9 protein-coding genes are annotated in these 14,706 nt (G+C 47.2%); 7 read left to right on the plus strand and 2 right to left on the minus strand.

Going from position 1 to position 14,706, the window contains the following annotated elements:
* The first annotated feature begins 21 nt into the window (after positions 1–21).
* The 3 genes from SPB21_RS33465 to SPB21_RS33475 all read left to right on the plus strand — a co-directional run bounded on the left by SPB21_RS33465 (position 22) and on the right by SPB21_RS33475 (position 4,117).
* The gene (locus SPB21_RS33465; RefSeq protein WP_499869381.1) at positions 22–2,304 is read left to right on the plus strand and encodes a caspase family protein; all 2,283 of its coding nucleotides are present in this window, start codon (positions 22–24) and stop codon (positions 2,302–2,304) included.
* Between the two features lie 230 nt (positions 2,305–2,534).
* Positions 2,535–3,323 (plus strand): hypothetical protein, encoded by a 789-nt coding sequence (locus SPB21_RS33470; protein WP_499869383.1) that lies wholly within the window; start codon positions 2,535–2,537, stop codon positions 3,321–3,323.
* 53 nt (positions 3,324–3,376) lie between these two features.
* On the plus strand, positions 3,377–4,117 hold the full coding sequence (locus tag SPB21_RS33475) for a hypothetical protein (RefSeq protein ID WP_250565130.1): 741 nt from the start codon (positions 3,377–3,379) through the stop codon (positions 4,115–4,117).
* 79 nt (positions 4,118–4,196) lie between these two features.
* Here SPB21_RS33475 and SPB21_RS33480 read toward each other — a convergent pair whose 3' ends face one another.
* Positions 4,197–6,872 (minus strand): CHAT domain-containing protein, encoded by a 2,676-nt coding sequence (locus SPB21_RS33480; protein WP_499869385.1) that lies wholly within the window; start codon positions 6,870–6,872, stop codon positions 4,197–4,199.
* 315 nt (positions 6,873–7,187) lie between these two features.
* Here SPB21_RS33480 and SPB21_RS33485 point away from each other — a divergent pair, with 315 nt between their 5' ends.
* The 4 genes from SPB21_RS33485 (at position 7,188) to SPB21_RS33500 (ending at position 11,635) form a co-directional block, all read left to right on the plus strand.
* Positions 7,188–8,084 carry a tetratricopeptide repeat protein gene (locus SPB21_RS33485; RefSeq protein ID WP_499869386.1) on the plus strand — a complete coding sequence of 299 codons (897 nt, stop codon included), beginning with the start codon at positions 7,188–7,190 and terminating at the stop codon, positions 8,082–8,084.
* Positions 8,085–8,413: 329 nt separating this feature from the next.
* Positions 8,414–9,760 carry a hypothetical protein gene (locus SPB21_RS33490; protein WP_499869387.1) on the plus strand — a complete coding sequence of 449 codons (1,347 nt, stop codon included), beginning with the start codon at positions 8,414–8,416 and terminating at the stop codon, positions 9,758–9,760.
* 39 nt (positions 9,761–9,799) lie between these two features.
* Positions 9,800–10,930, plus strand: coding sequence for a DUF1822 family protein (locus tag SPB21_RS33495; RefSeq protein WP_499869389.1), 1,131 nt, complete (start codon positions 9,800–9,802; stop codon positions 10,928–10,930).
* Positions 10,931–11,071: 141 nt separating this feature from the next.
* Positions 11,072–11,635, plus strand: a complete 564-nt coding sequence (locus SPB21_RS33500; RefSeq protein WP_499869390.1) for a Uma2 family endonuclease — start codon at positions 11,072–11,074, stop codon at positions 11,633–11,635.
* Positions 11,636–11,706: 71 nt separating this feature from the next.
* Here the strand turns inward: SPB21_RS33500 and SPB21_RS33505 are convergent, their stop codons facing one another.
* Complete coding sequence (locus tag SPB21_RS33505; RefSeq protein WP_499869392.1) at positions 11,707–14,622, minus strand: CHAT domain-containing protein; 2,916 nt, start codon at positions 14,620–14,622, stop codon at positions 11,707–11,709.
* Positions 14,623–14,706 lie beyond the last annotated feature (84 nt).

Below are 14,706 nucleotides of genomic sequence, written 5' to 3' on the forward strand. Positions count from 1 at the left end.
TAAGACGTTAGAGCCCCTGTCATGCCTCAGTTTAAGCGCCGTCATTTTCTACAGCTTGCCGGATCTACCCTGGCATCCATTGGTCTTAGTCAAACACACTTTTTGCGACAGTGCGATCGCTACGGCAAAGCACTGGCTCAGGAAACATCTCGCAAGCTGGCTCTGCTGGTAGGGATCAATAATTATCCCAGATCGGTAGGTCGTCTACGTGGATGCCTCACAGATGTCGAAATGCAGTACGAGTTACTGGTCCATCGCTTTGGCTTTCAACCCGACGACATAAAAATCATTAGCGACCCGATTGACGGCATCCTGAGCACTCGTGTCGCCGCACCACCCACGCGGGAAAATATACTAACTGCATTTGAAGAGCATCTGATCAACCAGGCCAACGAAGGCGATGTTGTTGTCTTTCATTACTCTGGCCATGGAGCGCTGGTCAAAGAAGAAAATGGAATTCCAGGCTTTAACAATCGCAATGGCACTATTGTTCCAATTGATGCACGCGCTGGTGTTTCTCACGATAATAAACAGGTCAATGACATTATGGGCAAAACTCTATTCTTGCTCACCTATGCCCTCAAGACCAACAATGTTAGCCTGATTTTAGATAGCTGTCATGCTGGGGGTGGCACCAGGGGCAATCTAGTCATTCGTTCAGTCACCGACCGATTGTTGAGTGGTGACATAGAACCCTCGGATACTGAACTGGCTTACCAAGAGAGGTGGCAAGGGCTCAATAATCTATCGTCACAAAAACTTCAAGAATTACGCCAGTCAGGCATTGCCAAAGGCATGGCCCTAGGATCAGCCCGCATTAACCAGCTAGCCGCCGATGCGCCCTTTGGAGATTTTAATGCAGGTGCGTTTAGCTATTTACTCACGCGCTATTTATGGCAGCAGGTGGGCGATCAATCGGTCGACAATGTATTTGTTAACCTATCCCGTAGTACCCAAGATGTGGCTAAAAGTGCAGGGCTAGAGCAAGAACCCATCTTTGAGGTTGCTCCCAATAGCAATTTTGAACAGCAGCCACCTTTATTTCTTAAGGCTCCTCACCCCGCAGCGGAGGCCGTTGTGCGACAAATCGACGGCAACAACATCACGTTTTGGCTAGGGGGTGTCTCTCCGCAGAGTATCGAAGCCTTTACCACAGGGGCCGTTTTTAATCTGATCGATACCGAGGGGAATCCGATCGGTGTGGTAACCCAAACAGGCCGGGCTGGCCTGGAAGGCTATGGGACTCTGGAAACAATGGGTCGCAGCGGACGCGATCGCGGCATCTTGATGAGAGAACAGGTGCGGGGGATTCCGGCAGATCTTTCCCTACGAGTGGGCATAGATATTAGCCTGGCGGAGGACGCTGCTATTGCTAGAGAAACGCTGGCTGCCGTTAACCGCATCACGGTGGTTAATGTTGACCAAACTCAACCCATTGACTATCTACTGGGTAGATTGACAGATAGTATCAAAACTAGAGCCGCCACTGAGGGCATCACCATGGTCTCGCCTGTCGGTAGTATCGGCTTATTTACAGAAGGGTTAACGCCCGTTCCTGAATCCTTTGGCCGGGTCGATGAGTCGGTTGTCAACGCTGTTGCTCGTTTACGACCTCGTATGAAGATGCTGCTGGCAGGGCGGATTCTCAAGTCGATTGCTAATGGAGAGACCTCGGATGTCAATGTAGAAGTGGACGTTACCCCAGTCGCGACTGGGGGTACTTTGCTCAGTCGGGGCAGCCGCGCCGCTCAAGAAGCAGGCTTGATTGCCCAGACCGTCGACACAGGCATCCAAAAAGTTGAGGTGGGAACTCGCATAGAGATTGCTGTCACCAATAATGAGTCTAGAAATCTCTATATTAGTATTCTCATTATCGATAGCAAAGGTCAGCTCGTTGTGCTACATCCTGTGGATTGGAATGCAGCGGAAACCGCGACGCTGGTGCAACCCGGTCAGCGACTCATTGCCCCCAGTCCAGGCAGCAATTTCGAGTTTGAAGTGGGTGGACCGGCTGGCCATTTTGAGCTGTTGGTCCTGGCCAGTACCGACCAGTTGCGGGATGCGCTGAGGGGCCTTAGAGAAATTGCCCGTGGACGAGGTATCCGCTCCGGTAATCCACTTGTTTTTGGCGAAGGTCAAACCCGTGGTTCTAACGAAGGGGATGATGCTCCCGTAGAGATTTTGGATAGTTTATTGGGTGACTTAAACCGTAATGCACGCAGCACCGTACTTGTACGCGGTCGCCAGAGTTCTGATACCCAGCGACTAGCAGCATTTTCTGCGGTTTTTGAAGTGGTGGAATAGCGTTGATAGGATACTGTTGCCACAAGATGTAAGAAAACGTTGATCCGTGATATCCAGCAATCGTAAAAGTTATCTAGTACATTGCCTTTAAGTAAGCTTTACTGTTTATCCAACCAGGATAAATTTTTAACACATGAAGTGCTATTTCTCAGTGTAAATATACAAGCAGCAGATACGTTTGATGATACAAACATCATTCAGGATGTCCCTACTAGCTCGCCATGTCTCATATGACCTCAAAAGCAAAAGCCACTGTATTATTTTCCTTGTCGTTGACAGGTTTGTTAATGTCGAGCCTACCGGTTCTAGGGCAATCTAGACCTGACCCCCGAGGTCGAGAGGATTCTAATGTGGACATGCCGCTATTGGACGGAGCACAGTGTACCCATACTAGTTCACGCTCACAGTATGATCGGCTACGCACGGGCTCGTCTATTGTGTCAGTCAACCGACGCCCTTATGAGTCACAGTTTTACATGTCGATTCGTGCTACCTACAGGGCTGCGATTACTTGTTTGACTGATTCACGGATATTTCCCTTACTATCGTTACAGATGGGGGTGCCTGACGATGATGTCGCTAAGGAGACATTAGCTACAGTCAATGTTTATCAAAGTGGTAATGTTGTCTATTCCTATGACAATATTATTCCAGGTAGTTTGATTAATACTCCGTTGTCCCTAGGCAATGGTGAAGACTTTGCTATCGAAATTGTGTGTCATCGGGCAGGCTCTAGCGGCCAGAACAGCAGCTGTAATCTTCACTTTCTAGAAGCCAAGCTGTATGGTGCTACAAATAATACCATCCATAGTAGTCCCTCCACAGGCAGCCCAGCCCCAGGAGGATACGTCATCAACACGGGCGAGCCTCAAACAAATCCCACAGCCTCAGACAGCAATCGTCCTGAAGGACATACTCCCCCCAATAACCCCAGCAGCGTGATTGATCAAACCAATGATGTGCTCAATGGAGTTGAAGATGCTGTAGATACGGTAAACGATATTTTTGATCTCTTCTAAACGTCGTTGTCTCCCTTGGCGTCAACCTATTGTCCTAAGTGCCAGCCATCTCTATGAGCTTCAACCGACGCAAATTTATTGTAACCAGTACCCTGGGAAGTCTTTCCTTTGCCAAGACTTCCAGTTTCTTTTTTCCTAAACCGGCCAATGCTTATTCTCTTAACTATCGGCTAAGTCAAGATGGTCGGGCTGATGCTGTGTTTAGAACCTTTCGTGAGGTTAATATTGCCCAAGGAGAAACGGCCAACCTCCCCCCAGAGACCAATTCGGTTGTTGCAGAGGTTGTCCAATCTGTTCAGCAAGAGTTTACGAATCGCAGCTATACAGATAGCGCAACCCCTTTCTCTAAACGTTTAGGTAACGTGGATAACCCGCTTTGGGGTAGACAGCGCAATGAACGTCTAGGGCCTAATCCTGGCTTTGGCACAATCCAAGTTGTGAATAATTTTGTGAGCCCCATTGCCTTTACGGGATCCACTACGGCTGGAGTTGATCGCGGTATGCAGGTGCTGGGCGGCGACGAACATTTAGATGCGCTGGAGTTAGATGGTGCCCTGGTACCCACTCGTAATCGCTTTGAAGACTGGGGCACCTGGGACGGTGATGTAGATCCGAATACTGGTGAATATTTAGGACCTAGTAGTATTACCAGCTATGAAACTCGGTTTGGCTCAGTTACGCGTTTATATACAGTCAAAGAGCCGGGGCCTGGTGGGTTTGCCGAAATTCTCTTTATTATCGATGGTGGCCGTCGGGTAAAAGCGAATTTAAATATACGAGTGGATTTTTCCTAGAGGAGAAGTGCGCATAGACACTTGCCATTAACTAATCATCCACTCATCGACCCATCTACTCATCTGCCCTAGATACTGCTTAAAGACCGTTACCAATCAAAATAAAGGGAGCCCAGTAGTAGGGATGGTCTGGGCTAGCCTGTAACCTGATGGGGTTACCAGTAACGGTATCCAGTATATTAATAGCGGCTCTCGGTTCTCCTGTGATGCTAGACAGATCATTGTTAATAAGTGCTAGCTGAGCCTTTTGTAGGGCTTCGGTTTTTGAGTAGCCTGCATTAATGGCAAGATAAAAGGCATTCATCAATGTCTGGGTGCCGCCATCGTCTACTTGCCAAAGAGAGGCAACTACAGCACGTGCTCCCTGTCGTTGAAACTGATAGCCTAATCCCAGCACCTGCTCACCGTTATTGTCAAACCCACCCAGACCCGTCTCACAGGCACTCAGCACCACTAAATCAACCCTGGTCAGCCTCCAGGTTTCGATATCTCGAATAGTGGGACGATCGCCGTTGCCAAACAAAATAAATGACTCCCCTGCATCTTTGGGGACAAGTGAGGCGTGAGTAGCAAAATGCAGAATATTGAAGGTATTTAGCCTGGACCGCAGTGACGCCAGACTAAAGTCATTGTCAATGTAGGTTTGAATATTGGATAGGGTACGAGCAAGAATGGACACTTCTATGCCAGCAAAGGGTAAGCCCGAAAACTTAAGGGTTTGGTTTCCGACATTGACAGTGTGGGTCACTGTTTCATCTGCAAAGGCCGCTGCCAGGATGCGGGGTGCGGTTAATGGCTGTGTATTGAGGTTTTGTAGGGATGTGGCTGTAATGTTGTTGATTTGAAAGCGCTCTGCTAACCATTGGCCGTTACTAGCATTCGCTGAATCATAGAGTGCCGCCAGGGGAACATAGCGCAAGGGGCCGTCTGGTGCGTAAAGAATCGTTTGTGCATTTGCCCTGGATAAGTCTTCTTCCAAAGGTTCAATCAGCCAACGATATAGTTGATATGCAGACCCTTTGGCATCTTGTGTGGGTTGTTGTAGAACAGATCGAAATGTTGCGATCGCACTATTGAGCTCAGCCCGGCTGACATGTTTCACTGTTCGCCGTAATGGTGGAGCATTTGCAGTGGTAATAATCAACTCAATGCGGTCCTCTAGGACCAGTGGATAGATCAAAACAGCATTAAGCTGTTCTAGATTATCTCCAAGGCTGCTAATTTCTTGGATCGAGAAGCTACTTTCGTCTGCAGCCATTTGCTGTAGACTTCCTTGTATATCCTCACTGCGCGTAAATTCATTGAACTGAAGGAATAGCTGATCCTGGACCTCAAGCAGTTGATCAAGTCGCGGTTGCTCTGCTGGGGTTAATGTCCCTTGAATGGTTGCTTCTTCTAACTGCCTAATCTCTTGACCAATTTCAATGGCGGATGTTTGCAACCGCTCATATTGGTCTAAAATATCTTGCTCAGCTTGATAAAACTCAATGCCACTGGCCGTACGGGCATTGCCTCGCACATTGTTAAAATAGTCTTGCACCTCTTGTACCTTCAGCAAATCCAAGATGCGTTGAGCCTCAAGCACTCGATTTTGCTGTAAAAGTAGGTCCGCTAACTGCCGGTAGGTATCGGCAATCGTATCGACATAGGAGGTTTGCAGGTCCACTGCCAGTGACTGATTATCGGCGCGGATCGCTTCGTATTGATTAATGGCTTGTTTCAGAAAGAGAATTGCGACACTGGGTTGTTGATTAGCCCGGTAGAGTAAACCAAGATTACTGAGGATCGTCCCCTGGGCTGGACGGAGATTGAGTTGGGTTGCGATCGCAAGACTACGCTGATAATAAAGTAATGCTGTGTCGTAATCTCCCATCAACTGATAAAGTTCGCCCAAATTATTGAGGACCCTGAGTTTGCCAACAGCAAACCTAGATGTTTGAGATAATTCAAGGCTTTGCTGATAATATTCCAGGGCTTGCGAATAGTTTTCCTGTAAAGCGTAAACAATCCCTATGTTGCCCAGGGTCGTGGCTTCACCCTGTGGGTCGCCAAGCTGGCGTTTTAAGCTCAAGCTTTGTGCAAAGGCCTGCAAGGCACTGTCGTAATTCTTCAGATAGCGGTGCACCTGACCAATATTGTTTAACACTCGCGCTTCATTTACCGGGTCATCCGCATCACGTACTAGCAACAGACTCTGTTCATAGGCATCAAGGGCAGCCCCATAGTCACCGAGTTTTTTATAAACTATCCCTAAATTTCCCAACGCCCTAAACTCTCGGATGGGGTTATCAATACGTCGGGCAAGCTCCAAACTTTGTCGGTGAAACTGTAACGCCAGACTATACTGACTCAGCAGATCATAAACCACACCCATGTGGGTCAATGCCGCTGTCTCTCCATCCTGATTATTCAGTTCTCGGTTGACACTGAGGCCTTGTTCAAAGTAGCGCAGAGCTTCAGAGTAATTATTTTGTTTACGATAGGCGAGCCCAATATTAATCAATAACTTAGATGCACTCCCCTGGTTATCCATGGCTTGATACAGCCCTAAAGCCTGCTTCCAGTCATCGATAGCCGCTTGCCATTGCTCTGCTTGAAACGACGCAACACCACGATCCCGTAAACGGTTAGCCTCAGCTGTCACCTCAACCGAGGCTGGTGACTGATGGCTATCGGCAAAGATTACTTGCGAAGGCAAACGGTTCAGCGATGTCAAGAACGTTAAGGCAATCAATGCCAATGCATGGGTGACCATAACTACAGCAATTATATTTTCTTAAACTATACGCTCAGAAGAAGGTCCAAAAAGGTTAACCAGGCTGCTGTCATACTACCTGGAGTGAAGAACTGGGCTGCATTGATGCCGACGGGAGAAGCTCAATAGGTTCTCTACAAAATTTCAGCTTTCCGTTTCTCCATGTGCCACATAAACCATGAATAAGTGCACACCGCCAAGAAACACCCAGTTTAGCAAGCATTAATGGCGAATCAGCCTCAAAAACACTCACGTTTCAAGAGTTGAGCCCCATTGAGGATCAACAATACTAATCATTTATTCGGAGTCATCACCATGAAACTTTTATCTGCCATTGGTTTAGGTACTGTTCTTCCCATCTTGTTGTCTACTACAGCACTGGCAGCCATTGAACCTCACATTGACATCTATCCCCAAGAGACAATCCAGCTATCTCAGGGACAGTCCTACAGTGATTTAATCGACACAGGGCTAGAACAACTAAAATCGCGTAGCTACGAAGCCGCACTGACCTCATTTGAGACAGCAATTGCGATGGAACCTAATCAATTTCAAGGTTGGTTGGGTAAGGGAGAAGCCCTCTACGGTCTGCGACGTTATGCAGAGGCAGGAACAGCCTATCGGCAGGTAACGGCACTCAACCCTAATTTAACCTACGCATGGGTCTGGTTGGGCAATGCGCTGGATGAAACAGATCGCCTGCAAGAGGCGCTAGCCGCTTATCAGCAGGCGCTTACGATAGATCCAAACTATGCGTGGGCGTATTACCATCGGGGCATTGCGTTGAATAACGCTGAGCAATATGGGGATGCGCTGGCGGACTTTCAACTGGCCACTGAACTCAAACCAGACCTGACCGGGGCATGGTTATGGGTAGGTCGTTTATTGCTCAAGCTAGAGCGACCAGGTGAGGCATTGACAGCCCTGGATCGGGCAGTGGCATTGGCAGCAAATAATGCCCGCATCTGGTTCTATCGGGGAAATAGCTTGGCCGGGCTCAAGCGGTATGAAGAGGCGATTGCTTCTTATGATCAAGCGATTGCCCTCAATCCACAGGCGGAGGGTCCCTGGTATAACAAGGCGCTGGCCCTGGCAGATTTAGGACGTTACGGACAAGCCGTTGAGGCGATGGATCAGGTACTGGTGATTAATCCGCAAAATACCCGGGCGCAGGAGTTACGAAATCAGTGGAGAGAATTAGCACAGCAATAGTTGGGGATTAAAACATTGAAGCAAGTCTTTTGGGACGTGTTGTTGAACAGTGCTTCTCTTTATCCAGAATCTCACTGACACCTGATGCCCTGCCTCGCCGAGTTCTGGCTTAAAGTTCCAGCTGCAGTTAATATCCCAGCTGAGTGAATAAGTCTGCTTAACCCAGCGATACCCAACGGCGACAGGTTAACGAACCCCCACCTATGAAAACGATACTCTACCTCTATAATGCCTCGAAATCGAAATTTTGCAGGTAATCCTTAGATTTCTCTGACCATGGCCAAAATCAATCTAGACTAACCCCAGGGCACTGTCCGTATCCAAGCACTATGGAACCTCCCTTTCGCTATTGGCAAATAACAACCCTCACCGCCGCAGGGCAGCTGGAACACCGAGACTGTCCCCAAGCTCAGCAATGGTTCAAAGCTCGCTTTGAAGATGAAATCGCGGCTGAGGAGCTATCAGATCGCATTTGTCAGGATACGCTATGGCGCATTTGCCAGGCGCATCCTAATGAAGCGTCCATGGCGCAGCTATGTCTGCGCTGCTGGTTATCTCACCAAATTGTTTACATCTGCATCCAGCTAGCCCGTAGTTTTGGTGCAACCTATGGCTTTCAAGCAACTGACCTGTGGCCATTGGTGTTAGATGACGATGGTAAAGTGCCCGCCACATACCAATCGTTTACGATGAAGATCTTGGCTAGCTATGATCCAAACCGGGGGGCCCTTAGTACCTGGGCCAGTCGCCTCACCAAAAATCACCGTGAATTAAATAACTTTTTGCTTAGTCAGGGACTGTACCGAGCCACCCCCTGGGCGATTCTGAATGATACAAAGGCGACCCAATTGCCTCGGTTTTTACCGCATCTGAGTCCATCAGAGTTAGACATCGCTGCCCAGTTGCTAGGAGCTTACCATCGGGTGTATCGGAGGGACCGCATTACCCAGAGAACTAGCCGTGGGCAACGATGTAGCGCTCCTACCGATGAACAGTTGCAGCGGATAGATCTTAGCCAACCGCCAAATGTCGTTCTATCACAGCTTCATGACCTGGCAGAACAGCTACGCCAGTCCCGTGTTGCTGCACGGGGAGGCAGTCTACCTAGGCAATCTCTTGATGCCAATGAATACACCGAACCAGCGGTCCCAGTCTCTGATGATTTTCAGGAGATCCAGGATGAATTTGCCAAGAACTATCGTCAAGATTTTCTCAATACTCTAGGCGAGGCCATTAAAGTAACGGTGACGGCCTACACGGTCCATTACCAAAAGCGTAGACCCCCCCAGGGCAGAGTATATCGTCAAGCATTGGAGCTGTTTCACTGCGAGGGACGGCCCATGGGAGAGATTGCCAAAACACTGGGGTTAAACAGTCAGGTTAAGGTCACACGGCTACTGAATCTTAAAAAATTTCGCACTGAAGTCTGTATTTATTGGCTTAACCAACTTAAGGAACGTGTACAAAAAAACGCCCTAAAACATCTTTCGCCTGATCAGTTAGATAACATTGCTGACAAGCTAGAGCAAATCCTAAACGAAGAAGCGGATGCGGTGATGGCAGAAGCGGCCTCGGAAGCACAGATACCGAAAAATCGCACAGCCAATAGTGTATTTGCCCGACAACTCTGCGCAGTTGTTGACACACTACCACTGCCCCCTGATTTGCCTTCCTAAGATTTACACATTCCTACCATTGCAGCCCGATGATAAGCCATGAGTATTCAACCTTCAAACCCAGATCCTTTCAAAGGTTTTCACCCTGTAGCAACAGAAACGATTATGCTAACTAATACGTCTACTCAATGGGCTCAGCGTGTTTGTCGTGATATTGCAGATGCAGATGAACAATGGCATAGCTTTTTAAGGGCCCTGGCCATTACAGGCTTTGAACAATGGCTAAATCAAGGGAATAGTGGGCTACCAATTAGCTATTCACAGACTGTCGCGCCGGGTACAGATGCGACTATTCAGGTGGGAGATTTTCGGCTATATATTTTACCCATGGGCACGCTTAAGGATGATCAGGTGGTGATTCCAGCCAGTGCCTTGAGTGAGAAGCACACAGCCCATTTGTATGTGTTAGTAGAGGTGCACGAAGAAGTGGCGCAGGTGCGCGTGAGGACAGCGTTACTTTCTCATCAGCTAGAGGCTTATGTTGAGCGACAGTGCGAGGCTGAGGAGTATGGGGTGCCGGTAAGCGAGTTTACAGTGCCTCCTGAAAAACTGTTGTGGTATCTCAGCTGTTTAAAGCCAGAGGCTATTATCAAACCTGACACGGTCACATCTAGCGTAAAAGAGAAAATTACTACTCAGCTGCATGAGACTGTGACTACGGTTATCAATACGGGGAAATGGCTACAGGGGCAGTTAGATACTGTGGCCGAGCAGCTAGCGTGGCAGTTTATCCCGTCCTTAGAATGTGGCTATGAGCTCAGGGACTTTAGAGATGCTGAAGATCCTCTAGGTAAAATATCAGACATTCTTAGGGAGTTGCAGGACCGAAGTGTGGGTGTGCCCACTGACGCAGTTGGAGCTTGTCAGTCCATCGGAGTGGGTAATGTCATTTGTTACTTTTATACGTTCGTCTGGGAACTGGCAGAAACAAATGAATGGAGTAGTCTATTTGTGTTATTTGGTGCAGATGCCAATGAGCCATTACCCATTGGCACAGAGCTTCAGGTAAGCGATCAAACATCGGTCATGTCTACTAGTAAGGTGCAGCCGGGGGCGATGACTACGTTTTTATATATCCAGGCAATTGGTAATTTTGATGAGCTGTTTACTGTGGATATTAGTTCATCGGATGGTGAAACATTAACGCTACCTCCGTTTGGTTTTGTTTGAAGGCCTAGAAGCAGGCTCAGCTAACGGAGAGGTAATTTCACTTAAGTGCGATCGCACTCCCAATACCCACAATTTACCGTTTAAGTAAGCACTTTAGTATCATGGGGCTAGAACCATCGGCTCCCTAGCCTAGCGCCTGCCATGACTCAATCTATTAATCGAGTTCGTTGGACTACCGAAGACTTAAAGCGATTACCTGATAGTAGCAACCGCTATGAAATAATTGATGGACGCTTGCTTATGACCCGCGCGCCTCACTGGAAACATCAAAAGGTCATTAGCAATGTAGTCAGGGTCCTCAACACTTGGTCGGATACTAGTAATCTCGGTGAAGCTGTACCCACACCTGGTGTCATTTTTGAGGATGCAGATAATGTAATTCCAGATGTTGTATGGATTAGCTATGAGCGTCTATCGGTAGGGTTAGATGATGAAGGCCATTTGACCATTGCACCAGAACTTATGGTTGAAGTGTTATCAGCTGGCAAACAAAATCAAGAGCGAGATCGAGAAACCAAGGTGAAGCTCTACAGTGAACGTGGTGTTCAAGAATATTGGATTTTAGATTGGCGCGCTCAGCAGTTGGAAGTGTATCGCCGAGAAGATGGTTTGTTGAAACTCATGAATACACTATTTCCGCAAGATAGTTTGAAATCGCCTATTTTGCCAGGCTTTACCTGTCAGGTTGAAGTCTTTTTTGGATAGCAGGTTGTCAATGTTTGAAGCCGTCTGTTTAGGCGGCACCAAACTGGTGCGGTTCCACATCCACGCACTAGCTACAAACCATTGCCGATCAAAATAAACGGTGCCCAATAATAGGGATGGTCTGAACTTGCATTCAGACTAATCGGTTCCCCTGTGTCGAAATCGACAATATTAATTGCCGCTCTGGATTCTCCTGAAATTACCGAGAGATCATCTTTTATCAGGGCTAACTGTGCCCGTCGCAGTGCTTCGGCTTTAGGTAATCCTTCACTGAGGGCCAGGTAAAAGGCATTCATCAGGGCCTGGGTGCCGCCATCGTCTACGCGCCATAGCGATGCCATTGCTGCTTTTGCCCCGGCTCGCTGAATCTGGTAGCCCAGCCCCAATACCTCAATCCCACTGTCTAAATCCTGTCCGCCCAGTCCTGTCTCACAGGCACTCAGTACCACCAGATCCGCGTCGCGTAGGGGCCAACTGCGCATCTCTCGTAGCGTGGCCACATTGCCATCGCCAAAGAGAATAAACGACTCATCGGGACTGCTGGAGACAAAGGCACCGTGGGTGGCCAGGTGAATAATATTGTAGCCAACTAATTCAATGCGGCGTTTGGTGTCGGTTTTGCTAAAGGCAACATCGAGGAGAACATCGGTGTTGGGTATTTGGGCTGCCAGGTTGTTGACCTCGGTGCGGGTAAACGAAAGGTCGCTAAAGGTGTATTGCTCACCGCCAACAGTGGGGCTAAAACTACAGTCGGCACAGGCAGCAGCTAGAATAGCGTGCTCAGTCTGGGGTGGGGTGTCAAAGTCACTAATGGAATCGGTGGTAATGTGGGTGACTGAGAATCGTTCGGCAAGCCATTGGTTGCCATCGTGCAGGGCGACGAGGGGAATATAGCGCAGGGCACCATCTGGAGAATAGACAATGGTTTGGGTGCTGGTGCCATTATCGAGTAGGGCCAGGTCCTCTTCGATATCTTTAATTAGCCAGTTGTAGAGTTTTTGCGCAGCTGCTTTTGCCTGTTGGGTGGAACCATGGGGGCTACGGAGCAGGGTGCGGTAATTGAGGATAGCTTCATTGACGTCCTTAGCACTGACTTCCACCGGGCGACGGATGGGTGGGGCATCTGGGGGGACCAGGATGAGTTCTAGGCGGTCTTCAAAAATTAGCGGATAGAGTAGGACTGCATTGGGCAGGTTGGCAATGTTGTTTTGGAGAGTGCGGAGGCTGGCCAGTTCAATATTTTGGCCTTCTGTTGAGGTGCGTAGCAGGGCTATGGCGGCTTTAACGGCTGGATATTCTAGAAACTCAGTGAAGTTATCCAACAGTTCGCCTTCACGGGCGCTAAGTTGATCAAACAGTTCCAATTCGTCGGGAGTTAATGAGTCATAGCCCTCAGTATCTGCTTTGGCTTTGAGTCGAGCTAAGTCCTCTTTGGCCAGAAGAACCTCTTTATAAAGGGTAAGGATCTCTTCTTCTGGTTGCCAATAATCAACATCTCTAGGGGCATCATCATGACTACGTACATCCTGAAAATAGTCTTCTAGCTCTTGTGTTCGCAAAAGATCAAGCACAGCTTGGGCTTCTAGCACTCGATTCTCTTGAAGGAGTAAATCAGCCAGCTCACGATAAGTTGCTGATACTGTCTCTTTGTATGAGTCTTGTAACCCATGATCTAAAACACTGAGATCACCATGAATACTCTCGTAAACAGTCACAGCCTTTTTTAGAAAAGTAATTCCCAGTTCAACTTGATTTTGTTCTTTAAATAAGCTTCCAATACTCCCTAATGTGCTTCCTTGTCCAGCAAGGTCACTAATATCCTGAGCAATCAAAAGTGACTCGTTGTAAAGTTCTAATGCTTTGTCATATTCACCTTGACGTGAATAAACAGCAGCAATATTGTGTAGTGTTTCCGAAATACCCCAAGGATTTTTTATCTCTCGGCGGATTTTCAGTGATTTTTGATAAGAACTAAGCGCTTTGGAATCGTCTCCTTGTCTAGAATAAATCAACCCAAGACTGTTGAGTAAAGTAGCTTCACCACGTCGATCATCGATATTTTGACTAATTTCCAGAGCCCTTGAGTAAATCAGCCGTGCATTCTCGTATTGACCTTGACGTGAATACATAAATCCAATATTAGTGAGAGCCTCCCTCATACCTCGAAAATTCGAGACTGACTCTTGAATTTCAAGAGCTTCCATGGAAATATCAACTCCTCTTTTATACTGGCCTAACACGGCGAAAATCAATCCAATATTGTTAAGAGATTCTCCGATGCCATAAGAATCAAATATTTCCCTACGTATCGCTAATGATTGCTGATGAAAGTCGATGGCTCTGGAGTATAAAGATTGTTCGAAATAAACAGTACCAATATTGTTTAGGACAGCAGCTCTCCCTTGAAGATCATTAAGTTTTTTTCGAATTTCTAGTGACTGATTGTAAAACTCTAGTGCTTGAGAATAATCACTTAATCCATGATATGCACTTCCAATATTATTTAGAGATATGCCAATATTATGAAGCTCACCAATCTCTTGATCGATTACTAAAGCCTTCTTGAAAAATTCTAGAGAGTTTGTATAGTCACCTAGTCGATTAAAAATGAAACCTATAGAATTTAGTGTATTACGTTGACCATGCCGGTTATCAACCTCCTGAAGAATCGCCAATGCCTGTATGTGAACGTCCAAAGCATATTCATACTTATACTGATATTCATAAACGGTAGCAATATTGCTCAATAAAACCCCGACTCCTTGAAGATTATTAATTTTCCTATAGAGCGCTAAAGAACTAAGCAGTTTTTCCAGTGCTTCTGAGTATTTCTCTTGATTGATGAGTGCAATACCGATCCGATTTAATTGCTCAGCTTCATCTGTTATAGAAGTAACGGCATCGTCTTGTTTTACCGAAATTGACTTAACCCTGTACTCAACAGTTGGATTTTTCTGTACTGCTTCACTACTATCTATCATCAACATTGTGAAAAAAACAGATAATCCTATTTGCAGTGTTAAGGTTTTCATAATTCATTTCAAGAGTTAAACCACAATGCAACCAATTTG

The sequence above is a fragment of the Leptothoe sp. ISB3NOV94-8A genome, assembly GCF_043421595.1.
GTDB classification, from domain to species: Bacteria; Cyanobacteriota; Cyanobacteriia; order Phormidesmidales; family Phormidesmidaceae; genus Leptothoe; species Leptothoe turfae.